This is a genomic window from Clostridium subterminale, from assembly GCF_039521425.1.
In the GTDB taxonomy this organism is placed as follows: Bacteria; Bacillota; Clostridia; order Clostridiales; family Clostridiaceae; genus Clostridium_J; species Clostridium_J subterminale.
In genome coordinates this window covers 151,865-176,796 of record NZ_BAAACI010000001.1, presented here as the reverse complement: position 1 = coordinate 176,796, position 24,932 = coordinate 151,865, and the positions used below count along the sequence as shown (strand labels likewise).

32 protein-coding genes are annotated in these 24,932 nt (G+C 29.2%); 1 reads left to right on the top strand and 31 read right to left on the bottom strand.

The genetic code is table 11. The annotated features are described in order from the left end of the window. Nucleotides 1-10: 10 nt before the first annotated feature. From ABDZ93_RS01035 to ABDZ93_RS00930, 22 genes are all read right to left on the bottom strand, one after another. Nucleotides 11-301 carry a cytochrome b5 domain-containing protein gene (locus tag ABDZ93_RS01035; protein ID WP_343822817.1) on the bottom strand — a complete coding sequence of 97 codons (291 nt, stop codon included), beginning with the start codon at nt 299-301 and terminating at the stop codon, nt 11-13. Between the two features lie 142 nt (nt 302-443). Then, nucleotides 444-1,073: a hypothetical protein gene (locus ABDZ93_RS01030; protein WP_343822815.1), complete on the bottom strand. Its 630-nt coding sequence runs from the start codon at nt 1,071-1,073 to the stop codon at nt 444-446. 71 nt (nt 1,074-1,144) lie between these two features. Beyond that, on the bottom strand, nt 1,145-1,669 hold the full coding sequence (locus ABDZ93_RS01025; RefSeq protein ID WP_343822813.1) for a hypothetical protein: 525 nt from the start codon (nt 1,667-1,669) through the stop codon (nt 1,145-1,147). Nucleotides 1,670-1,979: 310 nt separating this feature from the next. Next, complete coding sequence (locus ABDZ93_RS01020; RefSeq protein WP_343822811.1) at nt 1,980-2,807, bottom strand: alpha/beta fold hydrolase; 828 nt, start codon at nt 2,805-2,807, stop codon at nt 1,980-1,982. Between the two features lie 108 nt (nt 2,808-2,915). Continuing rightward, nucleotides 2,916-3,377: a hypothetical protein gene (locus tag ABDZ93_RS01015; protein WP_343822809.1), complete on the bottom strand. Its 462-nt coding sequence runs from the start codon at nt 3,375-3,377 to the stop codon at nt 2,916-2,918. Nucleotides 3,378-3,609: 232 nt separating this feature from the next. After that, on the bottom strand, nt 3,610-4,281 hold the full coding sequence (locus ABDZ93_RS01010; protein ID WP_343822806.1) for a manganese catalase family protein: 672 nt from the start codon (nt 4,279-4,281) through the stop codon (nt 3,610-3,612). 172 nt (nt 4,282-4,453) lie between these two features. Next, entirely contained in the window at nt 4,454-4,819 is a 366-nt protein-coding gene (locus tag ABDZ93_RS01005) for a hypothetical protein (RefSeq protein ID WP_343822805.1), read from the bottom strand. Between the two features lie 271 nt (nt 4,820-5,090). Further along, on the bottom strand, nt 5,091-6,041 hold the full coding sequence (locus tag ABDZ93_RS01000; RefSeq protein WP_343822803.1) for a phosphotransferase: 951 nt from the start codon (nt 6,039-6,041) through the stop codon (nt 5,091-5,093). 54 nt (nt 6,042-6,095) lie between these two features. Continuing rightward, nucleotides 6,096-6,884, bottom strand: coding sequence for a class I SAM-dependent methyltransferase (locus ABDZ93_RS00995; protein ID WP_343822801.1), 789 nt, complete (start codon nt 6,882-6,884; stop codon nt 6,096-6,098). 125 nt (nt 6,885-7,009) lie between these two features. Beyond that, entirely contained in the window at nt 7,010-7,528 is a 519-nt protein-coding gene (locus ABDZ93_RS00990) for a GNAT family N-acetyltransferase (RefSeq protein WP_343822799.1), read from the bottom strand. A 185-nt stretch (nt 7,529-7,713) separates the two neighbouring features. Further along, a complete protein-coding gene (locus ABDZ93_RS00985) occupies nt 7,714-8,526 on the bottom strand; it encodes a creatininase family protein (RefSeq protein WP_343822797.1) in 813 nt (270 codons plus the stop codon). A 133-nt stretch (nt 8,527-8,659) separates the two neighbouring features. Beyond that, on the bottom strand, nt 8,660-9,223 hold the full coding sequence (locus ABDZ93_RS00980; protein ID WP_343822795.1) for a nucleoside/nucleotide kinase family protein: 564 nt from the start codon (nt 9,221-9,223) through the stop codon (nt 8,660-8,662). A 472-nt stretch (nt 9,224-9,695) separates the two neighbouring features. Beyond that, the gene (locus ABDZ93_RS00975) at nt 9,696-9,890 is read right to left on the bottom strand and encodes a hypothetical protein (RefSeq protein ID WP_343822793.1); all 195 of its coding nucleotides are present in this window, start codon (nt 9,888-9,890) and stop codon (nt 9,696-9,698) included. Next, nucleotides 9,868-10,353: a GNAT family N-acetyltransferase gene (locus ABDZ93_RS00970; RefSeq protein ID WP_343822791.1), complete on the bottom strand. Its 486-nt coding sequence runs from the start codon at nt 10,351-10,353 to the stop codon at nt 9,868-9,870. Before ABDZ93_RS00970 ends, ABDZ93_RS00975 begins: the two co-directional genes overlap by 23 nt. Nucleotides 10,354-10,539: 186 nt before the next feature. After that, complete coding sequence (locus ABDZ93_RS00965) at nt 10,540-10,998, bottom strand: GNAT family N-acetyltransferase (protein ID WP_343822789.1); 459 nt, start codon at nt 10,996-10,998, stop codon at nt 10,540-10,542. Nucleotides 10,999-11,232: 234 nt separating this feature from the next. Further along, entirely contained in the window at nt 11,233-12,177 is a 945-nt protein-coding gene (locus tag ABDZ93_RS00960; protein WP_343822787.1) for an alpha/beta fold hydrolase, read from the bottom strand. A 482-nt stretch (nt 12,178-12,659) separates the two neighbouring features. Then, nucleotides 12,660-13,190 (bottom strand): dihydrofolate reductase family protein, encoded by a 531-nt coding sequence (locus ABDZ93_RS00955; RefSeq protein ID WP_343822785.1) that lies wholly within the window; start codon nt 13,188-13,190, stop codon nt 12,660-12,662. 295 nt (nt 13,191-13,485) lie between these two features. Continuing rightward, nucleotides 13,486-13,986 carry a GNAT family N-acetyltransferase gene (locus tag ABDZ93_RS00950; RefSeq protein ID WP_343822783.1) on the bottom strand — a complete coding sequence of 167 codons (501 nt, stop codon included), beginning with the start codon at nt 13,984-13,986 and terminating at the stop codon, nt 13,486-13,488. A gap of 12 nt (nt 13,987-13,998) precedes the next feature. Further along, the gene (locus ABDZ93_RS00945; RefSeq protein ID WP_343822781.1) at nt 13,999-14,385 is read right to left on the bottom strand and encodes a hypothetical protein; all 387 of its coding nucleotides are present in this window, start codon (nt 14,383-14,385) and stop codon (nt 13,999-14,001) included. 71 nt (nt 14,386-14,456) lie between these two features. Further along, complete coding sequence (locus ABDZ93_RS00940; protein ID WP_343822779.1) at nt 14,457-15,215, bottom strand: APH(3') family aminoglycoside O-phosphotransferase; 759 nt, start codon at nt 15,213-15,215, stop codon at nt 14,457-14,459. Between the two features lie 157 nt (nt 15,216-15,372). Continuing rightward, nucleotides 15,373-15,921 (bottom strand): P-loop NTPase family protein, encoded by a 549-nt coding sequence (locus ABDZ93_RS00935; protein ID WP_343822778.1) that lies wholly within the window; start codon nt 15,919-15,921, stop codon nt 15,373-15,375. Nucleotides 15,922-16,307: 386 nt separating this feature from the next. Further along, nucleotides 16,308-16,679, bottom strand: coding sequence for a hypothetical protein (locus ABDZ93_RS00930; protein ID WP_343822776.1), 372 nt, complete (start codon nt 16,677-16,679; stop codon nt 16,308-16,310). A gap of 448 nt (nt 16,680-17,127) precedes the next feature. Here ABDZ93_RS00930 and ABDZ93_RS00925 point away from each other — a divergent pair, with 448 nt between their 5' ends. Beyond that, entirely contained in the window at nt 17,128-17,922 is a 795-nt protein-coding gene (locus ABDZ93_RS00925; protein WP_343822774.1) for a CPBP family intramembrane glutamic endopeptidase, read from the top strand. A 222-nt stretch (nt 17,923-18,144) separates the two neighbouring features. Here ABDZ93_RS00925 and ABDZ93_RS00920 read toward each other — a convergent pair whose 3' ends face one another. From ABDZ93_RS00920 to ABDZ93_RS00880, 9 genes are all read right to left on the bottom strand, one after another. Further along, a complete protein-coding gene (locus tag ABDZ93_RS00920) occupies nt 18,145-18,453 on the bottom strand; it encodes a hypothetical protein (protein ID WP_343822772.1) in 309 nt (102 codons plus the stop codon). Beyond that, entirely contained in the window at nt 18,431-19,093 is a 663-nt protein-coding gene (locus ABDZ93_RS00915) for a Type 1 glutamine amidotransferase-like domain-containing protein (RefSeq protein ID WP_343822770.1), read from the bottom strand. The genes ABDZ93_RS00920 and ABDZ93_RS00915 overlap by 23 nt, the downstream gene beginning before the upstream one ends. Nucleotides 19,094-19,379: 286 nt before the next feature. After that, complete coding sequence (locus ABDZ93_RS00910; RefSeq protein ID WP_343822768.1) at nt 19,380-20,165, bottom strand: serine hydrolase domain-containing protein; 786 nt, start codon at nt 20,163-20,165, stop codon at nt 19,380-19,382. Nucleotides 20,166-20,470: 305 nt separating this feature from the next. Further along, the gene (locus ABDZ93_RS00905) at nt 20,471-21,106 is read right to left on the bottom strand and encodes a class I SAM-dependent methyltransferase (RefSeq protein WP_343822766.1); all 636 of its coding nucleotides are present in this window, start codon (nt 21,104-21,106) and stop codon (nt 20,471-20,473) included. 271 nt (nt 21,107-21,377) lie between these two features. Beyond that, the gene (locus ABDZ93_RS00900; protein ID WP_343822764.1) at nt 21,378-21,818 is read right to left on the bottom strand and encodes an HIT family protein; all 441 of its coding nucleotides are present in this window, start codon (nt 21,816-21,818) and stop codon (nt 21,378-21,380) included. Nucleotides 21,819-22,067: 249 nt separating this feature from the next. After that, a complete protein-coding gene (locus tag ABDZ93_RS00895; protein WP_343822762.1) occupies nt 22,068-22,598 on the bottom strand; it encodes a VanZ family protein in 531 nt (176 codons plus the stop codon). Nucleotides 22,599-22,888: 290 nt separating this feature from the next. Continuing rightward, on the bottom strand, nt 22,889-23,431 hold the full coding sequence (locus ABDZ93_RS00890; protein WP_343824488.1) for a shikimate kinase: 543 nt from the start codon (nt 23,429-23,431) through the stop codon (nt 22,889-22,891). A 76-nt stretch (nt 23,432-23,507) separates the two neighbouring features. Beyond that, nucleotides 23,508-23,891 (bottom strand): SdpI family protein, encoded by a 384-nt coding sequence (locus ABDZ93_RS00885; protein ID WP_343822760.1) that lies wholly within the window; start codon nt 23,889-23,891, stop codon nt 23,508-23,510. A gap of 223 nt (nt 23,892-24,114) precedes the next feature. After that, on the bottom strand, nt 24,115-24,798 hold the full coding sequence (locus ABDZ93_RS00880) for an arylamine N-acetyltransferase family protein (protein WP_343824486.1): 684 nt from the start codon (nt 24,796-24,798) through the stop codon (nt 24,115-24,117). Nucleotides 24,799-24,932 lie beyond the last annotated feature (134 nt).

The window sequence follows — 24,932 nt, the reverse complement described above, 5'->3', positions numbered from 1 at the left end:
TTAAATAATTTTATTTCTTAAGTACTCCAACTTTAGGTAATTTATCAAGTTTAGTCATTCCATGACAAGACTTAAATTGACTTGTTAGATCTTGTCCTGCAGTATTACCAAAGTGTTTTCCACCAGCCCACTCTGCTACTTTACTCAAATCGTATACTATACCTTCAATTGCCACATAGGCAGGCTTTCCGTTACTTCCATCATACTGTGCTAATTCTTCTAATGTAAATTCTTTCTGTTGTCTATAGTAATTATGTCCTATAAGTTCATCAATGGTTTTTAAATCAAAATAAAGTGCCATATATACCTCTAAAATATTTATATATATAATATATGATTATAATAGAGAAGTTGTTCAATTAATTACTTTTTCTATAATTTTATCATTTTTACATTTCACTATATTAATTTTTTCATCTTTATATCTACACGTTATTCCTTAACTATTTTACTTCAGTTCCACCCCATTCAACAACGGTAAATCCTTTTCTTTCAAAAGATTTAATTTCTTGCTCTTCTATTTCTATAGGTTTATCTAATGATTTAAAGAGCATCATTACCCTTAATATTGAATCTGGCTTTGGAGTTATATTAAGCTCTGCTAGATTTTCATACTCTTCACCTGCAAAAGTAATCAGGTTGTATTTATTCTCTTGCATAATTGGTAGCCAATACACTATAAATTCATTATATTCCCTTGGAGCTAACCCCATATATTCAAGCTTTTCTTGCAGAAATTCTTCAGTATCTTCTCCTTTTACCACAAACCCTTTTGACATATCCCATTGATTTTCGGAAATCCCTTCCCAATATAAATAAGAATACTCCCTCTTATCTTCAATATTAGTTAAGGTACCATCAGGTTCTGCTATTACATTCCAACCATCTTTGTATTCTGGATAAGTACAAGTAAGCTCTCCTTTGTAATCTAGTTTAACTCTAACTGATTGTTCTGAAGTTGGATACAAATAAATTACAGGTTTCTTAGTCATCTCTTCTTTTGTACAACCTGTGAAAACTATTAAAATAAGCGATAACAATATAATAAGAAATTTTATTTTATATGTTTTCATATTAACCTCCCATAGAAAGTATCTTTGTTATATAGTTATTGTCCTTTATAAAAAGACTGTATATTAATCTATTATAATAACCTAAATACATAGAACATGGTGAAGATAATTAAAACAATAGCAAGTACAATACCTGCAATAATATTCCACATTAAATCTTCACTGGCTGTTTTAGATTTCTTTGCTATAAAAACACAAATATAATTTGTTATAAATACTATTCCTAAAGCTGCTAATGCAAATGGTAAAAACTCACTAAAAGTAAATAATAATTTTGTATCCATTTCATTCATTACCCTTATTTGTATGAATGCATTAAATCCTGTTAAAGCAGACATTATATAATAACTTATTATAGTAGTAATTCTCTTTTTTCTGATGAAGTCACTACCTTTTTCTTTGTATGCATTGTATAACCTTGGGTTCATTAGTACTAAATACTTATCATAGTATTCTATTTTAAAGGTAAATAATATAGACAATACAAAAAACATTATTGCTAATATTAGTATAGTTATACCTGGCCCTATAGCGCTGTACAATAAAGACATTGTTAATAATAGTAATACAAAAATGCTAACTTGCTTTAGACTCATTTAAATCCCTCCCCCACAATTTTATAAATCATTTGTTATCCGTAATGATGTCAATATTTCTCTTGCCATGATAGAACCTTTTTGTGCATGCTCTTTTGTATCCATTTCAGCATACGAATATATATCATGAAGCATACCTGTCATTGTTGCAAGTTAGGCATTTACTCCACGCTTTAATGCAATTAATACACAAGATTGAACAACTCCATATAAGTGCAAATAATCACATTTTCTTTATTATTTCCTTATATTCATTAGGAACAGACTTAAATTTTTTAATAGCTGTTTTATAAGTATTTCAGCTTTTCCTTCATATATATAAGCAGTCTTTTTTCATCCCATTAACTATCTCTTTTATTGCATCAATTACTACCTGTGGCTTATCCTTCTGTATATAATGACCACAATCTGTAACGATGATGTGTTTACTATAATCTGATAATGTTACTAGGTCATTTTGATAGTTTAACCAGGTTTTTTCCGAAATGGCAGCAGATTCTTCACCTTTATGGTCAGCAGTTAGAACAATTATTGGAATGTTCCTTAATGCATCCTTTTTTCTTATTTCTTTTACTTGCTTAGCACTAATTAATAATTCATCAAAAGTTTGCTCTTCACCAATCAATTGTTTTTTTACGATTTCTATTTCTTCTGTAGAAGAACGTTTCACCCTATCTTCAAATTGATTTTCATGTGAACAATCAATAAATATAATACCAGATAATTCTTTAGGGTATGTACCTGCGAATAATCTCGCATTATAGCCTCCAATTGAATGTGCAACTATAATATAGGGTGCTTTTACCTTTGCTTTATTTAAAACGGTATGCAACTCGTGAACTTGATCTAAGCTGGATCTTGACAAATCACCTGTATCACTATTCCCGAGCCATGCTCTATCATAAGAAAATGTTCTTGTAATTTTTGAAATTTCTGGCTGTACAAACTTCCAAACTCCATTGTCATCACCTAGACCTGATTCAAATATCACAGTTGACGTTCCTTTTACCTCACATTTATGTTTATTTGTATTATCAGCAACGTTCCACGGGAATTGAATCTGTTTCCAAGGAACATCCTCACTTGCTAAATCTATATCCATATTTCCACTACTTAATCCTTTTACTCTATCCTCCATATTAGTACCCCTTTCACAAATTCCTATTTTTATATTAGTTCAACAAAAAACACTTCCTATAAAGAGGTGCTCCCAATATGGTTTTTACTAATTTTTTATATTGAGTAATTATTTTAACTCTTCCATAATCTTCTTAATATCAAATTTCTTATCTTGAATTTTATAATATTTTTCCTTATATTGTTCTTGTTCTCGAAAACCAATTACATTATCATCATAAAATGTAATAGAAAATACATCTTTAGTATAAGTAGTATATTCATCTTCTTTATAGCTTGCCATAAAATTAAGACTATATTTAGACCAACCCTTAGGGCTCCTAGCTTTTTTATAAGACAGTTCATCAATTATACTGATTAACTTATCTACTTCACCATCTTTAGTATTATCTATCCAAATTGAATTATCTAGTAAATCTAAATCTATTGCATTTACCTGTTTATAGGTATAGTTATAATTCTTTTTTGAAATTAAGTTATTTGAAGGAAAAACATATGGTATGTCAATCCATACAATTATAGCAAAGATAATGAAAATTACTATTCCCCAAATGATTTTTTTCTTATTCACTAATAATCCTCCTAATTTTATAAGGTAGTTTAAAGTCTTTATACTTATATTTTATAAATTAAATGCTATATACTTATTATAGCATAATTACAATAAAATGTATGTGTATACTAAAAAAGCACCTCCATAAAGAGGTGCTCTAATCAGTGCCTGGGTAACTTTTATTACTTGAGTTACAAAATAAAAAATACCACAAAATTCATTCCTCAATAATACGGTATTTAAAATACTTTTATTTTCTAGGGTTTTCAAATGAAGGTGGTGTTGGATTTGGAGCTTCATGAGAAGGTCCTGGAGTTGATAAATCAAAATATAACTTAGAATCTTCAGTAACTCCAAAATCCTTATTAGAACCACTCTTTTGAACTTTATTTAAAGCCTCTCTAAACAGTGCGTTATGAGCTTCTTCTCTATTAAGTAAAAAATCTATTGTTGCTCTTACTTCTTTATCTTCTATCTGTCTATAAAGATATTCATAAACAACCTTTGCTCTTTGTTCAGATGCTATGTTAGATAATAAATCTGCAACTAAGTCTCCAGTAACAGTTACATAATCCGATGTCCATGGTGCACCTGATGAATTTATAAGTACAGGTGATAGACCACATTGTACATGTGTTTGAATTTCTCCACTACCCACTTCATTATTATTAACCTCATGACCATTTAATAGATTTATTGTTTGTGCAACCATTTCCATATGGCTAAGTTCCTCAGCTCCAATATCTAAGAATAAGTCCTTTATTTCAGGATCCTTTATTCTAAAGCTCTGAGAAATATACTGCATAGCTGCCTTTAACTCACCATTTCCTCCTCCTAGTTGTTCTTGCATTAGTACTGCATACTGAGGATTAGGTCTCTCTACTTTAACTTCATGTAATAATTGTTTTTTATGTTCAAACATGCTACTTCCTCCTAATAATATATTTTTATTAAATTTATTATTAGCAAAGTTTCAGTTTAATATTCTATACCATTACCATAATACGGTATTACAAATAAAATATTTAATTATATCTTTGTCACATCATTTAAGAAGAATATAAATTTTTCTTTAATTTTACACCTTAGATAATTTATTCATTGGAATGATGGTCAATGGCTTGAACAGCTAGTTCCAATGATTTAATTCTTCTTTCTAAAAGTGTTCTTTGAGGGCTTCCTACCTTAGATTTCGCATAAATTTTTTCAATTGATGGGAATAAACCAGTAAGAACATTGCGAGCTTCAACTAATTCTTTCTGATTGTAATTGTGGGGTATTTGATTCCAAACCTTTTCTAGCATGGCCAAACTAATATGAAGAGCTTTGAGTCGTTTCTTTATTAAGGTAGTATTTGCTCCTTTCTCTGTCATCTGAGCCAAGGCCTTTTCGGATTTACTGATAGCTGACTGGAAGGATTTTATTGATTCCAATTTACATTCATCTGATACGTTTTCCATGTTAGTGCTCTCCTCTCTTCGTCTCTTAATTATTTTGCTTATTACTTAATAAAATCGTTAAGAACCTAATTTAACTCACGATATAATCCCTAACCATAGTTAGAGATTATTAGCTGAAGAATTATTATCCACCAGCAATTTCAATCACGAATATCATTTTACGTTAGCTAGAAGGATTAAGCAAGTTTTTATCCACTATCAAAAAGATGATAGCCTAAATTCCAAAAGAATACTAGTGTACACCTGGGATTAACATTCTTAGTTATACTTATCAAAGATTTAACTGTTCTTTGCCATTTAAAATAATATCAGCTAAAGCCTCTGCACTTTTATAATAATAAGTGAAAATGTCATCTCTTTCAATAGATTCATCATTTAATTCTCTTTCAATAAACTCAATACACTCATTTAGGCGTGAAAGTGTCACATCCCAAACAAGCTGTTTGTAATCGGGTTTATATAACAATTTATCATATAAGCTTTTTAGGAAAATCTCTCGATATTCATCTGTCATATAAAATGGAAAAGGAAAAAACTTTTCTGAGCCATGGGATATTAAACGTGCTATATCCAAAGAATAAGGCATAATACCTGCAAAGGCCCAATCTATTAAAACAATACCTTCATTACTTTCTATTGCATTACACTGCAAGAAATCTCCATTACATAAGGTACGTGGACATACTAACTGTCTGTCTAAAAAAACACCATATGCAGAAGATAGTTTTGGCTCATTTACAAGACATTTTGACCTTTTATTAATTCTTGTCCAATATCTTTCAAATCGGTTGTCTAACTTATTATCTTTAAAGTCATTTTTCTGCCAGTACATATTAAAAATACGAGAAAGACTGTCAGCACATCCATAAGCCATGTCTTCATTAAATATTCGTAAATCCGTTCCAGCAATATATTCAATTAATATCCATCTCACGTTGTTAATATAAGCCCATCCCTCAAGTTTTGGCACAGGTAGATTTTTATCCTCAAGAAATTTTTCATAAACTTCTACCTCATATTCATCTGACTTTTTTAAAATATAGGTCTGATCATCTGCTATTATTTTATAAACATTATATGCTCTGTCAACGCCTTCTCCATTATCGTGAAAACGTTCAATATGAATTTGCTGTGAAAGTGTTATATTAATTGATTCCAGAACATTTTTCAACATATTTATATGGTTGATGTCTCTTATCTTTTCTGTATATACCCCTTTCATTGGATATCCTCCTTTTGTATGGTGAGTAAATTTTTACAATTGTTCTTAAATATATTACATTTTTCTAAAAATATCTAAACTATGATGTGTTATCCCAATTAAATCAGCACGTTCACATACAGAAAAATGATATTCCAAATATGTTTGAAAAACTTTTTCATTCATATCATTAATGGTCTTACGCATATGATTTGTGAACAAATCAGTTGCAACAAAATGAAGGCGTTCAACATCATATTCTTCCATTAATTTATCTATTTCCTCTTTCCTATGCATCACAAACAGCAAAGATGGATTTGACAAACATTTAAATGTATCCTTATCAACTATACCATCTTTAATGCCATCAAGAATATTACCTTTCTGAAAACCCCAGTTTATAATTGTCGCTTCATTCATACAATATGAAATAAAAACAATTCCTCCTTTTTTGGTAACTCTTATGGCTTCATTAATAGCTTGTTTCTTAGCATTATTGTTAAATAAATGATATAACGGACCGAGTACTAATGTAATATCAAAAGTTTCGTCATTATAGCATGATAAATATATCGCATTACCTTGTCTAACATCTATGTTGCAATTTTCTGTAATTTTACTCTTAAAAATTTCTATATTATGCTCAATAAGCTCAATTGCATCAACTTGAAATCCTTTTTCTGCAATTGCAAGAGAATATCTTCCCGTTCCTGAACCTACCTCCAAGACTCTCATTCCTTTTCTTAAAAACTTGTTGATATAATTCATTGTAGTAAGAAATTCTATTTGACCATACTTAGATTTAAGCCGCCCATCTTCATCATAATTATTATAATACTCTGCTATATATTCTTGTTCATCCATATTCCAACCCCCATATAATAAATCGTAATATAATACCTATTGTAATATATTACGATTTATTACCTAATAATTTATGATTTTTCGTTACAAGTTTCTTTAACCTATATAACAAATATCACCAGCAATTATTCTAAATCAAGCCTGTACGTATACTCATCATATATAATATCAGTACCACATTTTTTAAAAGTACCTTCTTTTTCTATATAAAAGTTAAGTTTTTTTAAAACTGCATTTGAACCTATATTTTCTTTTGCCACAGAAGCAGTTATTTTTTTACCACCATTAATATGACAGAAATCAATTAGTGCTTTTATCATTTCTGTAGTGTATCCTTGACGCCAATAGTTTTTATGAATAGCATAGCCTAAATCCCAATGCTTTTGGTCTTCACTTGGAACAGTACTACATGTTCCAATATATTTTCCAGTTTCTTTTGAAACTGCAACGAAATAATAACATCCATCATAAATTTCTACATTCTCTTTCCATTTCTGATAAGTATCATTTGCTTTTTCACGAGGTGGGTCTGATAAATATTTCCCCATTTCATCATCCAACCATATATCTAAACAAAAGTCAGTATCTTCTTTCTTAGTGCTTTTAATTATTAATCGATTTGTTTCTAAATTTTTCATATCCATTCTAATCCCCCCATCAATATCCATACTTTAGCGAATAAAGTACTACAATTATTTATTTACAACAATACTTATTATAGCATAATTACTATAAAATGTATATAAATACAAAAAACACCTCTATAAAGAGATGCTCTAAAATAAACAGCTTTGATTTTTAATCAAAGCCATTAAATTCAATATCATACTTATATTATTCGTCTTAATATTGCTTCTGATATTCTATAAGCATAATCTTCAACATTCTTTTGAACTTCAACATATTCAAAATCACCAGGAGAGCCTAAATAACCTTCATCTGAAAGTTCTTTTATGTGACCGCCAAACAACCATGCTACACCGCTACTGTCATCTAAGGTAATCGGAGGTAAAGACTTCGCTTTTTCAACATCGACTAGAGTTGGATAAAACTCATATATCATGGCTGTTTCAATATCTCCACCATGCACATCAGGGACTTCTGCCTTGCTTACATTAATTGTTTGCTGTTTAATTGGACATAAATAGGGTTCGTCTAACTTAAGTCCAAAATGTGGAAACCTCAATTCATCAAAAGTGTAACAAGCATTGATATGAAATTGCTCATTGGCTTCCCTAAATGCTTCTATAATCGCAATGTTATGCTCAATGTCTCCATGTGCATTAACCCCAAAAACATTATTGAAGCCAAACTCTGACAGTGATAATAAAATGTCTGAAACTAATGCTTTTGCAGTTTCCTTTCGTATATGGAAAGAGCCTATAAAGCCACCTGTTGATTGGCAAACACCCCAATAAAAAGGTGGAGCAATAGCAACTACATGTCCCTTTTTTTCAAGTTTTTCTTTTATAGCGAGGCAGTATATATGAGCAGTATATATATCTGTCCCTAAGCATAATTGCGGACCATGCTCCTCAATCACCCCCATTGGCAATAAAACAATTGCATTTTTATCAACAAAATCTTGTATATCAGTCCACTTCATATTTGCCATTGTATCTTTAAAAATTCCATTCATCATAAAAATTATACCCTTTCATAGTTTATAGAAAATATTAAGTTCACACTTTTTTACTATTTTCTCTTAACTAATACAGTATTATGAGCAAGTAATTTAATTATATATTTTCTGCATCATTTAAGAAAATTACGAACTATTCATTCATTTTACTCTCATAATTTATTTTTACTATATCCATAACTTGTTTGACAATCTCACCTAAATGCATACTGCCATCTATAACATAATCTGAATTTGGCAGAATAGTCTTTAGCATTTCTTCATATGCAATTCTTGCATATTTCAAATAAAAACTCATATCTTCCCTGATTTCATCTCCAGTAGCATTAAGCATATCACGCAACACACGTCTTGCCATTGCAATATCTAAAGGAGTGTCAATGAAAATCGCACAATCTATAAATGGTTTAATCAAATCATTTTTATATGCAAATGGATAATCCAATAAAATATATTGAACATCATTATCTCCTATGAATTGCAATATATCTTTTTTTAGTGGTTCTAAGTTCCATACATTGTAATCTGCTCCATCCATCACCCATTGATGAAAATCATCAACTTCTCCTTCAAAATCATAATCATCAAAATGAAGTGATTTAGCACTTTTCATTTTTTTCTTGAGTTCGTTTATTATCGTTGTTTTTCCACCTGCTGTAACACCTGCTACTGCTATTATTAATGCTTTCTTTATCATAATCACCTTCTCATATACAATAATGTTGGGTTCACATAAAATTACGATTGCGACTTATTTCATACTTTTTAATTTATCTAATTGTTCTCTTAATTTTTTATTCTCATCTTTAAGTTCTTCCATTTCTACTAATTGAATAATTAGTTTTTTTGCCATTTCTTACAATTATTCATTTGTAAATTCAACCTACTAAATTATTGATAACAATTTCATGTCACTTTCAAAAATAGATAACCCCTGAAATCTGCTTGTTCACAACAACTAGTTTAATAGTTAAATATATTCATAGTTAAATTGGTTCGTATTTTTATATTTAAATAGTTCTCTAGATGTATTTTTACCTATATAAATAATTGAGTATATACCTATATGTATTTTAAACTAGGCAATGGAATAATTTTTCCATTTTAATATCTCACATGACTTATAGACAATAATCTAATATTTCGCATTATTATATACCTGTATAGTTTTAAATAATTCTATTATTCTTTACATCTTCCCATATTAACTCTTTTACTCTATCCCAATTATTTTCATCAACAGTATATTGTGAACACTTTATAATTCTACTGGATAATATTTCTTCTTCAATTTTTGCTCTTTCTGAGAAATATTTGATTAAGCCATTAAATCCTTCTAATTTATGAGTAATTCCATAATTCATAATAGCATGAAGGCACACCATCTTCTTCAAACTCCTCAATCATCCTAAATCCCACACTTTCTAACGCACCTTTGGACCTTACGTTGTTTTTATATGTGAACGCACATAACTTGCTGACATTGTATTTTTCAAATATAATGTGGCAAAATTGTGTTAACGCATTCTTACCAATTCCTATGCCCCAATATGTCTTATCAAATATAACTATACTTACAAATGCATGTTTCTCATCCACTTCATCGATTCCATAACACCAAATATCTCCTATGTATTTATCATCAAAATTAATAACTTTTCCAAAACTCCTTGCACCAGGCTTTAATGATTCCTCATATATCTTGACTGCTTCGTCTAATGTATTCCTGTTAAATGGAAACATAGCTTCTACCTCTTCATCTTGGGATTTTTCCCAAAAAATCTTTACATTTTCAAGCGTGCGTGGTTTTAATAGTAAATTTTCCAATTTTATGTTCCCCCTTAACAATCTAAATGATTTTATAGTATTAATATTATTCTACTGTACATATGAAAGAACAAGTTCTGTAGCCTTCATTTCCGTATCACATCGATCAATACCTTTTAGGCAAGAAACTATCAATAGCATCCTTATTGCTGCTCTAACTATTTTTACATCTTACATACGAATTAATTACAGTTTTTTATCCATTATTATGAATTCCGTATATCCATCAGAAGTCTCCAATACATTTCTTTCGGTTTCTTTAAAACCTAACTTTTTATATATCTTTATTGCTCTTTCATTGAAGGAAGCTACCATTAATTTAACATTGTTTCCTTTGTAGTTTAGCCTTTGAATACCAAACTCAATGCATGCTCTTGTAAATTCTTTGCCTAAGCCTTGTCCCGTTAATTCGGGTTTGAGTCCTAACCCTATGGCCATTTGCCCATCCTCTAACCAGTGGCAATAAAAGCCTATCATATCTTCTACATTAAAACAGGCAAAATATTTTACCTCGCTATCTGGTGCTAAAAATTCCTTTAAACCTTCTTCTGATGGCATATCATAAAATGAATAAAGTCCATCATAGTGCCACTTGTTGACTTCACGTATATGTTCTATTTTAAATTCCTTAAATTCTAGATCCATTTTTATCCCCCATTTTGGTAAAGCATATTTATTATTAAATATTATAGAATCATTAATTTCACCTCATAATTATAAAAAGACTATGAGATATTATTCTCCCCTCAGTACTTGTCTTTATAAGATATTCATACTTGTAATTTTTATAATATGTATTTATATTTGATTATATTAGCTAATATATTTAAAATACGACTTAACTACCTCTTATTTATAATTTATAATCTTAGCATTTACTCATAATCTGCAAATATCAGCCAAAGCATTAGTAAACAGTTTTGGTTGGTCAAGCATCATAAAGTGACCAGCTTCTTTTATAATAAACATTTTTTTGTTTGGTGCATTAATTGAATCAAAATAACGACTTGCTATCGTATGCGGGGCTTGAAAATCTCTGTCTCCAAGAATATAAAAAACAGGTATTTCATAATTACGACTTTCTTCATATAAACTATGTGAAAATAAAAAATCCCAAAGTTTTTTATTACTACTCATCCCTTTAAATAAACTTGCAATATCTGACAATCTGAAAATTGGGCTTTTAAGTAATGTTTTTATTATAGGAATAAAATTCATTCCAACCTTATACTTTCCTTGCAATATTCTAATTCTTTGCAATTTCTTTATCATAGGTTTTTCGTAATTTTTTTCAGGATAAACCCCTATTTTTTCAAGGCTGTCTAAATCCTTTTTATTGCCCGCTTTTATTATTAATTCCTTTACTTTTTCGTAACCAATCTTTTCATTCTCCACTATATCTATTACTTGTCCTGCACCAATGTAGTATAATACCTCTTGAGGATATTTCAGCACAAATAATGTTCCCAGTACACTTCCCCAAGAATGACCTAAAATAACGATCTTCTCCTTTTTATATTTCTTTTTCAAATAATTAACTATTTCAAATAAATCATCTATTAATTCTTCACAAGAAGGATAGTTACTATTTCTTTTCGATTTGGTTAATGTTTTTCCTGCACCTCTCTGGTCCCAATGAACAATGTTAAAAAAACTTGATAATTCTTTTTGAAAAGCATATGCGAATGTTGACTCTGGCATTCCTGGACCACCATGTAAAAACAAAAGGACAGGAAGTTCAGCACTGATGGTGTGGTGTAACAAGTATTGTTCTATTCCATTGATTTTGATATATTCTGAAGAATAATCGTTTTGTTTTTTCATAACTTAAACCTCCTTTAATAAAAATAATCTCTATTTCTGAACATACTAGTATTCAACATTATTACTTATAGTTGTACAAATTTAATATAATAATATATTGTGAAAACATAGGCATTACAATCTTAAAATTCAAGTAAAAGTATTATGCCACTTCAGATGTTTTAATTCTTTTACAGTGTAGATTTATTGTCACAATATAATACAATTATTCGTTTGTAAATTCAACCTACTAACTTATTGATAAACAATTTCATGTCACTTTCAAAAATAGATAACCCCTGAAACCCGCATGAATACAACAACTAGTTTAATAGTTAAATATATCCATAGTTAAATAGGTTCATATTTTTATATTTAAATAGTTCTCTATATCCATTTTTACCTATTTATATTTAAAACTAGGCAAGTATATTTTTTTCATTTTAATATCTCACATGACTTATAAGCAATATAAGAAAATTGTGAACTAAATATCAATTGTTTTATTTCATCTCGTAATGGAGTTCAACAAATTGATTGAATCTCCTTATCCCCTTTAACTTTAGTTCTGACTCAAAATCATTTTTTTTAAATAAAGGTATTCCATGACCTATTAGTGTAGGTGATATAGTAATAATAAATTCGTCAACTAACCTTTCTTTAATAAAAGAATTTAGAAGAACACCACCGCCAACAAGCCATATGTTTCCTCCATCAAGTCTTTTGATTTTATTTGTAAATTCCACTACATCTTGATTAATAAATTCTACATTTTCATTTTTACCTTTTTCTGATTTAGAAAATACATAACACTTTTTATTCTTATAAGGAAATTTACCTTTTTCTTTTTCAATAATCCAGTCATAAGTTCTTCTACCAATTAGAATAGTATCAACTGTATTGTAGAATTCAGAATATCCATTATCTCCTTCGCCTTCAGTTTTAAACAACCATTCCAAGGAATCATCTTCTGTCGCTATGTAACCATCTAAACTTGTTGCAATATATAGAACTAATTTTCTATTGTTGTACATCTATAAACCTCCATATTTATAAAATTCAATCTAATTTTAAAACACAATTAGTGAACAATATTCTACAATTATTCATATACAATCATAATTATAATACTTATTATAGAACAATTACAATAAAATGTTTTAAAATACAAAAAGCACCTCTATAAAGAGATGCTCTAGTCAGTGTATGAATAACGTTTATTATAATTTGAGTTATTAAATAAAAAATACCGTCGTGATATATTAACCTTACTTATAATTATTATGATATTCTCGCTCCAGAATACTAAAATAGAATTGATCGATCCACTTATTGTAAATTATTTAATGGAAATGCGTATTTAAAAACACTAATCATATAATCTTTTTCTTGAAAATCTCCACAATATTCAAAGCCTGCTTTAAAATAATAGTTTTTTAATTTTATATTTCCAGCCCAACAATCTAAATATAGTGTTTTTCTTAAATTTCTTGAAATCTTAAAAGCATAATTAACAATTTTAAGTCCTATATTTTTTCCTTGATACCCTGGTAATATTGCTATTCTATAAAGATATAAATTATTGGGTTTGTTGATGTGAAGTACAGCATTAACATTCATGTCTTTTATAGAAAATGTTCCAACTATTAGCTTGTCTACTGTTATCACATAGATGTTTTTATTTTTTACGTCTATATTTATTTCTTCAATATCCCAAGGATATGTCCATTGATTAATACTTTTTTGATGTAAGTTTAATGTTACTTTATTTAATAACTCAACTATTATCCTTATATCATCTTCCTCTGCTAATCTAATTTCATATAACATTCTAATACCTCTCTATATTTCATATATAGGTGCAGACCTCTTTGCTTTTATTGCATAATCATCAAGGTAATCTGGTAATCTTTCCTCTATACTACATCCATCTAATGAATACCAAGTTATTTTTTCAATGACATCACACAAACTTATACCATGAAATACTTTAGAATTTAAAATATCCTCTAATTTAGCATAATCATACGCTTGTAAGCAATCTGATGTTAATCCATACCAGTATACTTCTTTACCTGGATTATCTCTATCTGGCATTTTCCCAAGCCAGCAATCTTCATATTCTGTGTCATCATCAATACAAAAGTTCATTTCAATACATGAATTATACCTTACTACATCACTTTTTAATACTGTTATTAAGTCCTGTAATTTGATTTTCGCCAACATTCTCCCCCCCTAATACTTGTATTCATAAGATAACCCTACTTTGTAATTTCTACTCATCAATTTATACGTAATTAGAATAGCTCATCCAATAAAATATAGTATTTTATTTTTGCATAATCAGGTTTTATTTCTAATTCTTCAAACAACATATCTGTATATCTTGAATCAAAATCCATTAATTCACGAACACATAATGCAATATCTTGATATAGATCGCCAACTCCCGCTCGTCCCATATCTATAAAGGATGTAATATCTTTACCATCTGTAAAATAATTGTTAAAGCAATAGTCTCCATGTGTAAACACTAATTGCTCTACCGGCTTATTCTTTACGAGATAATTAAATACATCCTTAGATGTTTCAAGACCTTCCGTATATTTATTTCTATCCACTCTTCCTATCAAATTATGTTCAATCTTGTATTTTGCTTTTTCTAATTTTTCCTCTATTCTACTGTTAAAATTACATTCTTTGATATCAACACTCTGCAATTTCTTTATACCAATGGCTGCTAAATGAACTAATCTTTCTGGAGTTTTTCTATATGCTTCATCTTCTAGCATCTGACCTTTTGCATTCTCTATTAGCATATAAGAAATGTCATCTTCCAGCACACGATAAATCACTTTTGGTACTGATAATTTTCCATCCAACCACTGGTACATCTCATATTCTCTGATCACTTCACCATTAACCTTTTCTATCTTTAAATAATAAGATTTATCCATATCAAAGCACTTAATTACTTTTGCTTTCGACATACCTTCTTTATCTATTTCAAAGTTCATACCTGCAAGTATTTTATCCAACTTATTTGGTAAATACATTTATTTTCTCACCAATCCTTTTTCTATATAAATATCTAGCTTTCCATATTCATTTAAATCTATTCTTGTGATTCTATGTTGTGTAAATACTCGTAATATAAGAACATTCTAGTTGCATCATATAAGAATGATGAACTAACTTTGCTTAGGATTATGCTTATAGTTCAGTAGTGATATATTTAGTTTTTTCATCTCTCCATAGTTTTAACAACTTTTTCATTTTTTTTCTGCTATCAATAACGAAAAACGGTTTATTAGGATATTTTTTATGTAAATTCATTATTATATGTTTACGCGTTTTAGAGAAACTCCATAAGCCTTTACAAAGACGTAAAAACTCCTTATCAAGTTTTTCTTCAAGATAGGGGGGTATATCCGAACGCTTTTTACCATTTCTTATTAATACACTAATCAAACATACAAAACGGTTTATATCAAGAAATATTATTAAGTCTGCCGCTTTAAATCGCAATTCCATTGTGTCAGTATGATTTCCTTCAATTATCCATTTTACCTTTGATGTAAGTTCCATTTGTTTCTTTATCCATTCTTCTTTCGGCGGTTGTTCCCAATTAGGACGCCAAAACTCAACATCAAGATGAACAAGTGGAAAACCCGTGATAACAGATAATTCTTTAGATAAAAAACTTTTTCCACTACCATTATTACCAACAATAATAATGCGATTGTATCCCAATATACTCAACACTATCACTTCCTAAAATATAAATAATCTTCGATTCACAAAATCTTACAATTTTTCATTTACAAACATAGTTATATATACTAAATATATTTTATAAGAAATAAATATTATAATTTCTATCTTCGTTTTATCCATTAGAATAATAGCATACTAATAGATACTAAACCTATAAAAATTGCAGCTATAAATAACATAACTGCTTCTATTTTTCTTATAAATATCCCATGAATTTAAAATAGTTACTAAGGAAGCCAATAGAAACATAATGGGCGTATTCTCCCAAATCCCTGTTATGTGTAGTAATGCCACAATAATAACTAAAACCCCAAACACTATTTTTGAATACTTCAATTTCTCAACACCTACTTATTTAATATTAAATTATATTACAAATTATTAGTATATTTTTTATTATTTAACCCTTTCTTTAAAATATAAAGGGTTAATAATATTAAAATAGAAAAAGTGATTATCCACCATAGTTTTATCATAAATGAATGAGTATATTGCCATATATGTCCTATTTCATCAGCATGCAAAACCTTATAATTCTTTGATTCATACCATGATAACGCATTTTCTGTATTAACCTTATAAGAGTTATTTAATAGTTGAATATCATTAGTTTTAATAATAGCAACTGTTGGGTCATTAACAAACGTTATTTTAGCTGTAAATAACTTTATATATGACAGTCCCATAAATAATCCAATACCTATTATTAATGGGGCATATCTGAAGAATTTATTCAATTTCATATTTCTTAATCTCCTTAGAGCAATTTATTATAATTACACATCACCTATAAAGTAATTATACATGAATATAAGCAAGTATAACCTAATTTTTCAAAATATCATTATTAATAAATTTATTAAATATTTCAAGCAAATCATCTTAATTTTAAAGTGAAATTTACCTTCGTCATATGTAGATAAAGCTAAATAAGTATTTAAATTTGTTCTTTGAAAATTGAATAGTACGATATAAAATAAATATATAAATAATGGTCTATTTAGAATATAATAGTATTATGTGAGTTAGTTGGCTATTAAACTACTCGATAAATAAGAATTTGTAATGGATATTAGTTATATTTTCTGAGAGCTTAATTTTGAATTGGCAGAAAGCAAACATTAGGTGAAACGTAAAATCGTCCATCCATTAAAATTTAATGAATACTTCAAAATGTGAGGTGAAGAAATCATGACAGATAAAAAAATTATAGTACAATTTACGATGCTGACATTTTGCATAGCCTATGTTGTGTCAGGTGCTTTGATTACTCTTGGGCAGTTCGGATATTCGGTTTACAATTGGGTTCACTCGTTACAGCAATTCGGGATGAACATTCCTTTTGCAATCTATATTTTGTCACCCGCTATTGCTTCATATATCGTTCTGAAGAAGAATAACAAAATAGCAGATTTTAAGGAATGGTTGAAAACTGTTTTCTATTTTAAAAATAAAATTTCCCTCTATTTGTTCGTTGTTGCAGGGCTTGCACTGTATTTTTTGATACATATTGCAGTTTCAGGCCGTACGGAAATGGTGCTTCCATTTTATACGTTCTTCCTTTCTCTACCTGGGGGGCTTATTATCGGTGGCTTGGAAGAAGCTGGCTGGATGTACATATTGCAGCCTGAGCTTGACAAAGAATTTGGCTTTGTTTTATCTTCTATTTTCACAGGAATCATTTGGTTTTTTTGGCATATACCTCTCTTTTTTATTCCGGGGACTAATCATGGAGAGGGACTCATTAACTTTTGGATGTTTGCAGTTCAACTCATGGCATTTCGTTTTTTTAACGGAGCAATCTACAAAATATCAGGAAAAGGCTGTGTGTTTATGTGCGTATTATTCCATACCATGTTCAATGCAGCATCCCCCATCTTTGGCACCATAACTATGACTTGGGTAGGAACTGTTGTCGCAAATGCTATGATTATTATTGTTTCAATTGTAACTGTTGTGATGTACAACAAAAAAAGGAGGCAATAGTACAAGTATAATCTGTGTTCGCTAAATCCACTTTATCGAGTAAGTTAAATAACTAATTTTAAAATATTACCAAGATAGAATTAAATATTAATTATTAAAAATACCGTACTATTCAAAACTGAATATACGGCATTTTTTAGTTCGCAATTTAAGAAAAATGTAATTTATTATTTCATGAAAAATCAACAAATATTGAGTTAACCATTTAATATAGTTTTTCTATTATTCTATAGCTTCTATTAATCTTACAGGATTTACTATTTTCTTTAATTCGTATTCATTGTTGTTATTTAATACTTTAATTATATCTCCAGTTTCAAGTGCTGTTGACCAAAAAATATCCGGGGTGATATCTGGTTTAAACTGGCACGCTAGAGCATATAACCCTGCTATATAAGGAATTGACCAACTCAACCCGCCTTCTCTATAGAATACATAATCATCAAAGTAATCTGGTAATCTTTCCTCTATACTATAGTTCCTTCTTATTGAAAATTTAATATTAAAGTTATATTTGATAAACTTTTGCATTTCCTAATAATGATAGATTATCACCGTCAACAATTATTGCACTTTGCTGTTGTGTAGTATATACCATCTTTCCATTTTCTCTTATATATTTTTCAATACTTTTATTTTGTGAATCAGTATTTTTATAGTGTACTTCAACTGCAAAATCGTCTATACATCTTAGTCCTTTTTCATAAATAAACTCTGGATAATCTTTATCTGGAGAAATATAATACTGTGAGCATTGCATCATAGCACCAGCACTCCATCCCATTATTATTCCACTATGATGTTCTACGGTATTAATCAATCCTAACTCCGATAGCCTGCTCATTATTTTATCTGGGAATCCACCTGTAAAAAAGACTATATTGGCTGAATTAATTTTTGCTTTAGCACTCTCTGAATTGTCTGTAAAGTAATTAATCAATGTTATATTATTATCCTCTATTCCATAAGTGTAAAATGGAGCAGCTATATTTTTGTAATGCTCACCACTTATTTTATTATAGGATTTTTCCCACTCCACCTCATTTTTTATCCAATTCTCATGAAAAGCAAAAGGAATCACACAAATTTTGTACTCAGGTCTAATTATATTCTTTAATGTTTTATATGCCCATGATTCGTTAAAATCTAATCCATCTAATAAAATATTCATAATACTCCCCCTCAATTAAATTTTTTAAAATTCATAATGCTTCACAATTTAAGAAAATTACGAACTATTCATTTCAAAGTTGTTTTCATAATCATTATAAGTAATCCTAAATGCTAATTGTATAGTGTTTTCACCCGTAAAAATGTTTTTCTTCATTTCTAATAAAACCTAACCAAGGCTAGTCCTTTTATCTTACAACTTTGGAATAATATCACTCCACATTGCACGCAGAATATCCTTATGGTTGATTTCATTATGAGATGTAACAGTGATAACAGCGTTATGATCAGTTAAAACCACACACAATTGACCATACATGCCATCTGCTCGATAAGTGTTCGGTGGTGTGCTGATATCCATAGCCACCTCTTGTTTCATCATCATTTTTGGATGTGGTATCCACCCAATCAGAATGCAGGAGGCTTACATAATAAACAGGAATGATTTGCTTATCCTTATATACGCCATTTTGTAGTAAGGTTATCCCAATGCGAGAAAACTCCTCAGTAGTCAGATATAAACCGCCTGAGCAGGATGTATGTCCATGTTGGCAGGTATTCCATTGAGGATTTACAATTTCCAACATATCGAACATGCGAGGCTTTAAATACTCCAGCATTATTTTACCGCTCACTTTTTCTACAAGCCTACCAAGCATGTAAGTACATAAATCCTCATAATAGAAATTAGAACCAGCTTCTTTTTTCATCTCAGTGATAAAGAAAAGCTCTGCTATGTCTTTAGAATTATATTGGCTAAAATCCTCGAACATATGTCCAGAGCTCATCTGCAACAAATGTCGAATAATTATTTTTTTAGAACCTGAATAGGCGATATCCTTGTATTCTGGAAAAAAATCCAGCACATAATCTGACAACCGTAACCGACCTTCGCTTTCCGCTATACCAATTCCGACAGATGCGAAAGTTTTTGATGCTGAATAGAGATTTTCTCTGTCATTACTTTGTAATCGATGTTCAACCAACGTTTTTCCATTTTGATAAACATGAATGCCGTATACCCCCAAATTTTTTTCAATTACAGAAAGTCGGAAATCCGATAACAACCCCATTTAAATACCCCAATATTGGTTATTGTATTAATTTTCTTCACCTCAAATTCGATGCTTAAGCTGCTATTAATTGAATAATTAGTTTTCTTCACCATTTCCTAAAATTTTTCATTTATAATCATAAATATATAAACTTATTATAGCATAAATACAATAAAATGTATCTATATGAAAAAAGCACCTCCATAAAGAGATGCTCTAAAATAAATAGAATTACGAGTAAGTTATTTAATTATATATTTGTTGCATCATATAAGAAGAGTGTGAATTATCCTAACTAATAATTATACTCATTAGCTTTATGGTTATCCTCGTTTTCTCCCTAAATAAAAATAACCGTTTGATTTATTTCCATTCATAGTTGTATATACCACCTGGTTTAAAATCAATTTATCAAATAGCTGCACGCATTGCTCAACCCATTTTATATCATGATGCCTAACTACAGCACCTTCAGGTAATTCAAATACACCATATTTTTGGTATTTATCTTGAAATAACTTATAACGTTCTATATTGCGTTCATCTGTATTTAGTAAAAAATCATTGATATACAGAATCCCATTAGGTTTCAAAACACGCTCTATTTCTTTTAACAAGGCTTCCTGTTCTTTATCGTTAACAATACACGTTAGCACTGCAAATAAAATAACCGCATCACAGCTTTCACTATCTAATTCAATCTTATCTTCTTGCATTACCCTCAAATCTAAATGAGGATATTTCACCTTTCCTCGTTCGATCATTTTCTCTGAGAAGTCAATTCCTATTAAATTGCCGTACCCTTCTAGATTTAACTGTTCTAATGTTCTTCCATAACCACAACCCACGTCTAGAATAATACCTTTCTTATTAACAAATTTAGCAAACTCTTCAAAGTGAAAAGGTGTTGAAAAATCTTTTTTTTCCGCGACAGTATTCCAATATTTCTTCTGCGTCATGACAAACCTCCTAGTTTCTTTTTATTGAATTATAATCTATGATGAAATATAATAATATGAAAAATCTCATACTGTTTAAGGCTGATTGTAAAATAAAATCCTATAAACTACTATAGTCTGTATTAGTAACTCTATTAAGAAGAGTGTTCAGCAAATTCCATTCTAACAAATTCTCCATAACCAATTGGCGTTTCTTTCCTATAATTATCTACTACATTAAATCCTGCACTTTTATAACATTTAATCGCCCTTTCATTGAAAGACCGAACTTCTAAAGCAATCTTTCAATTTCATTCTTAATTTTATTTATATAATCTTTTCTTACTTCATCACTTGGTCTTGTGGATTCATCAAACAATACACTATTCGGCAGTTGATAAACCGAGCTTATGATAGGAGTATCTCCCTTCACCCTCGGGTATAAATGCCAATGAATATGAGGGCATCCATTTCCAAGTAGCTCATAATTCATTTTATCTGGCTTAAACACATTAGAAACAGCTTCTGCAACTATCGACATTTCTTCAAGGTGTTTAATTTTAAAATCATGTTCTAAATTATGTAATTCTGGGCCATGTTCTTTGCAGTTAAAAACAGTATATCCCTTGAACCTCTGATACCATCCTAAGATAACATATCCAGTTTCAAGTTCCATAATAAAATATGGATCATTTGTAATATTCTTTTGTTGTTCACACATCTTGCATTGCATATTATAACCCCCTGAATAAAATATAAATTTTATACTTCTAATTATTTTGCAACTATTTATTTACAATCATAATTATAATACTTATTATAGCATGATTACAATAAAATGTATTTATATGAAAAAAGCACCTCTATAAAGAGATGCTCTAAAACAAATGGCTTCAATTTTTAATCAAAGCCATTAAATAATTTTATTCCTAAATAATCCTGACAATCCTCTAAAACATACATAGGATCAGTATGTAAAGTATTAATGTCTAAATATCCATATGTTGTTTATCATTAGTAATAATAACAATAAAATCACTAAGATAGTTCCTATTGTTGCAATTATATTTATGAATTTTTGTGCCTTAACACTATTTTTGAATGCTTTTTCAATTCCTTTATATATCATTAATCCAATTATTCCGCCTAAAGTATTATTAATTATATCCGTAATATCAGAAGCCCCAACATTCAAAATAAATTGGAATACTTCACATATTAAACTAATTAAGAAAAACAAGAAAAGTTTTTTTCCAATACTCCATCTTTTAAATAAGATTCCTGCATATATACCAAGCGGTACAAAAATCACTACATTCATAATGATTTCACTAAAAGCAATTTTACCATTTAAGATTAAAGGTTCACTAAAAGGAATTAAGTTTATACTTCTCATATTTCTCAAAGAAGGTAATCGTACATTAAATTTAAATACTATAATCCAAAATAATGCAATCAAATAAATTATAAATAATACATTAGTTAACTTGTTTGTTTTATTATTATCTTTCATATTGTTCCTCCAATGTTTTGCAAATTCATGTTTATCCATAAGATTATATAAATAGCTGCTAGTTCGCATTTTTTATAATTATTCATTTACAATTACTTATTATAGCACATTACAACAAACTATATTAAAATACAAAAGCACCTCTGTAAAGAGATGCTTTAAATATGGTTTATTATATTTTATAACTAAAAGTGAAAATACCTAACAACAATTTCATTATCTTTCATTGCAACAATAGAATAAATTGTATTTAACGTGAATTAAATGCTATTCTTACTTTGTTTATAAAATCATAAATTAAAGTGTTCTTTTATCATTTTTGCAACAAGTTCTGCTGAAAGATTGGAATTGTCAATTTTGATATAATTGTCAAATGGTATCTCATCATCATTACTAACGCAACGATAATTCTTATCATTATCGATTAGCCTATGATTAGAAATTTCAATATCTCGCTTTGAAGCCTTATGCTTTAAGCGATTTTCAGTAATATTTCTTTGCAATCTTACTTCTTGAGTTGCAACAAGTTCCACATAATAAATATCAGCACCATTTTTTCTAAAGATATTAGTTACATGTTCAACAGAATCCCAATCGGACTTTTGGTCAAAGGCCCACATATATGTAAATATTAATCCATAGTTGCTTGATGCTGCAAATTCTTCAAAAATAATCTCTCTCATTTTACTTATTGATTTCCCATGAAAATAGCCGAATACTTCAATAACTGGTTCAATAGTCATATGATTATGAAACAAGCGTAAATCTGTAATTTTCATAAGTTCTTGTCCAACTGTCATTTTCCCTACTGCTCCATTCCCGATTAAAAACACCAATTTCAAAAAAATATCCTCCTATGCTAATGTAAATAATTTTTTGTTCACATTTAAGAATATTCAGGAATGAGAATTAAGCTTCTTTTCTGTTGCCATGTTCGTCAAAATTACTCTTTAAGGCTCTCTCCGTAGGAAATATCGAACCAACTAAGAAAATAAGTTGTATACCACAAATTATGCCACCAAAAGTTCCTACAACACTTTCATCTTTTCCAATTACAAACAACATAGCTATCACAGAAGGTATAAGCATAAAGAATCCTATTGTTAGCCATAGTTTTCCACAATAATGGTGTGCAAACTCCCAAGTTTCTTTGTTTTTCATAGACATAGAGGTTCGGTATCCAAAAACCTCGTTAATTTCTTTTGGTGCGTTTTTGATAAAGTATTTACCAAACCCAACCATTGTAAATGGAATTAATAAATCCATAACCATCATAAAAATCCAAAATACCATTTCAGTATCACCCCTTTAAATGCAACTATTTATGAATAGTACGGTAGTTTAATTAATTAAGAATGTATTATAAAATTCATCTTTAACATATTTTTCATCTGTTTTTATCCACATTATAGCATATTTTCAAATACCGTACTGTTCAATTTTCTAATTACATATTTGTTACGTCATTTAAGAAAAATGTAACACAATTACAACTGCCATTAGTTCTATAATTTTACTAATCATTTATTTTTATCCTAAAATACTTTTCAAGTGTATCATCAATTTCTTCTTCATTTTTTAACTCAACTTTCTTTATTACTTTTGCATTTTCATAAAATTTTAAAGTGTCGCCTACAAGTGTAATATTAGATGTATCAGTAAAAATTGATATCTTTTTATAACCAGTAAAAAGCGATTGTGGATGTTTTTCACAGAAAAAAGAAGGCATGACATAATCAATGTCCAGTTGAGGTTCTTCTGTAAAACCATAAATTCTTTTCCAACTTTTACCTTGCTCCTTCTGCCAAAGAATATTCCCATAAAAGTCATCATGTTCAAATCTATATTCACTTACACCATCATTTTGTATTAACCCATCTATCAATCTAAGTGCCATTCTAGGAGATTCATTTCTCACGCCCACATCACATATATAGATACCATCATTCGTTGTGACTTTAAGTATACGATGGCTTCGCATCTTAATAGTAGTCTCATCATTAGCAAAACGTCCTGACAAGTTTGTAACATTAAATCCAAGGCTTTTTAACAAATTGCTATATAATCCGTTTAACTCAAAGCAATACCCACCCCTATGGTTTAATATCATTTTTTTGAATAAATCTTCTGCATTAAGAGACAGCGGAACTTGATTTAAAATATCCAAGTTTTCATATGGAATATTCTTCAAATGAGCAATTTGTAATTGTTAAAGTGTTTTTCCGTTTAATTCAATCTTCTTATTGTACCCGATTTTACGTAAGTAAATATTGATTTGCTCTTCAGAGTATATCATAGTTGATGTTCTCCTTATTATATTATAGATAATTTTTA

Bases quoted from the DNA above. Each gene is read 5' to 3' on its own strand.
- ABDZ93_RS00895 (WP_343822762.1), bottom strand. From the start codon at position 22,598: ATGAAAGATAATAATAAAACAAACAAGTTAACTAATGTATTATTTATA.
- ABDZ93_RS01020 (WP_343822811.1), bottom strand. From the start codon at position 2,807: ATGGAGGATAGAGTAAAAGGATTAAGTAGTGGAAATATGGATATAGAT.
- ABDZ93_RS00960 (WP_343822787.1), bottom strand. From the start codon at position 12,177: ATGAAAAAACAAAACGATTATTCTTCAGAATATATCAAAATCAATGGA.
- ABDZ93_RS00995 (WP_343822801.1), bottom strand. From the start codon at position 6,884: ATGGATGAACAAGAATATATAGCAGAGTATTATAATAATTATGATGAA.
- ABDZ93_RS01010 (WP_343822806.1), bottom strand. From the start codon at position 4,281: ATGTTTGAACATAAAAAACAATTATTACATGAAGTTAAAGTAGAGAGA.
- ABDZ93_RS00910 (WP_343822768.1), bottom strand. From the start codon at position 20,165: ATGGGGTTGTTATCGGATTTCCGACTTTCTGTAATTGAAAAAAATTTG.
- ABDZ93_RS00925 (WP_343822774.1), top strand. From the start codon at position 17,128: ATGACAGATAAAAAAATTATAGTACAATTTACGATGCTGACATTTTGC.
- ABDZ93_RS01030 (WP_343822815.1), bottom strand. From the start codon at position 1,073: ATGAAAACATATAAAATAAAATTTCTTATTATATTGTTATCGCTTATT.
- ABDZ93_RS00915 (WP_343822770.1), bottom strand. From the start codon at position 19,093: ATGAATATTTTATTAGATGGATTAGATTTTAACGAATCATGGGCATAT.
- ABDZ93_RS00920 (WP_343822772.1), bottom strand. From the start codon at position 18,453: ATGCAAAAGTTTATCAAATATAACTTTAATATTAAATTTTCAATAAGA.
- ABDZ93_RS00905 (WP_343822766.1), bottom strand. From the start codon at position 21,106: ATGACGCAGAAGAAATATTGGAATACTGTCGCGGAAAAAAAAGATTTT.
- ABDZ93_RS00930 (WP_343822776.1), bottom strand. From the start codon at position 16,679: ATGAAATTGAATAAATTCTTCAGATATGCCCCATTAATAATAGGTATT.
- ABDZ93_RS00945 (WP_343822781.1), bottom strand. From the start codon at position 14,385: ATGTTGGCGAAAATCAAATTACAGGACTTAATAACAGTATTAAAAAGT.
- ABDZ93_RS00955 (WP_343822785.1), bottom strand. From the start codon at position 13,190: ATGTACAACAATAGAAAATTAGTTCTATATATTGCAACAAGTTTAGAT.
- ABDZ93_RS01000 (WP_343822803.1), bottom strand. From the start codon at position 6,041: ATGAAAGGGGTATATACAGAAAAGATAAGAGACATCAACCATATAAAT.
- ABDZ93_RS00990 (WP_343822799.1), bottom strand. From the start codon at position 7,528: ATGGATATGAAAAATTTAGAAACAAATCGATTAATAATTAAAAGCACT.
- ABDZ93_RS01005 (WP_343822805.1), bottom strand. From the start codon at position 4,819: ATGGAAAACGTATCAGATGAATGTAAATTGGAATCAATAAAATCCTTC.
- ABDZ93_RS00885 (WP_343822760.1), bottom strand. From the start codon at position 23,891: ATGGTATTTTGGATTTTTATGATGGTTATGGATTTATTAATTCCATTT.
- ABDZ93_RS00950 (WP_343822783.1), bottom strand. From the start codon at position 13,986: ATGTTATATGAAATTAGATTAGCAGAGGAAGATGATATAAGGATAATA.
- ABDZ93_RS00900 (WP_343822764.1), bottom strand. From the start codon at position 21,818: ATGCAATGCAAGATGTGTGAACAACAAAAGAATATTACAAATGATCCA.
- ABDZ93_RS00940 (WP_343822779.1), bottom strand. From the start codon at position 15,215: ATGTATTTACCAAATAAGTTGGATAAAATACTTGCAGGTATGAACTTT.
- ABDZ93_RS00975 (WP_343822793.1), bottom strand. From the start codon at position 9,890: ATGAATTATGGAATTACTCATAAATTAGAAGGATTTAATGGCTTAATC.
- ABDZ93_RS01035 (WP_343822817.1), bottom strand. From the start codon at position 301: ATGGCACTTTATTTTGATTTAAAAACCATTGATGAACTTATAGGACAT.
- ABDZ93_RS00980 (WP_343822795.1), bottom strand. From the start codon at position 9,223: ATGATAAAGAAAGCATTAATAATAGCAGTAGCAGGTGTTACAGCAGGT.
- ABDZ93_RS00985 (WP_343822797.1), bottom strand. From the start codon at position 8,526: ATGATGAATGGAATTTTTAAAGATACAATGGCAAATATGAAGTGGACT.
- ABDZ93_RS00965 (WP_343822789.1), bottom strand. From the start codon at position 10,998: ATGGATCTAGAATTTAAGGAATTTAAAATAGAACATATACGTGAAGTC.
- ABDZ93_RS01025 (WP_343822813.1), bottom strand. From the start codon at position 1,669: ATGAGTCTAAAGCAAGTTAGCATTTTTGTATTACTATTATTAACAATG.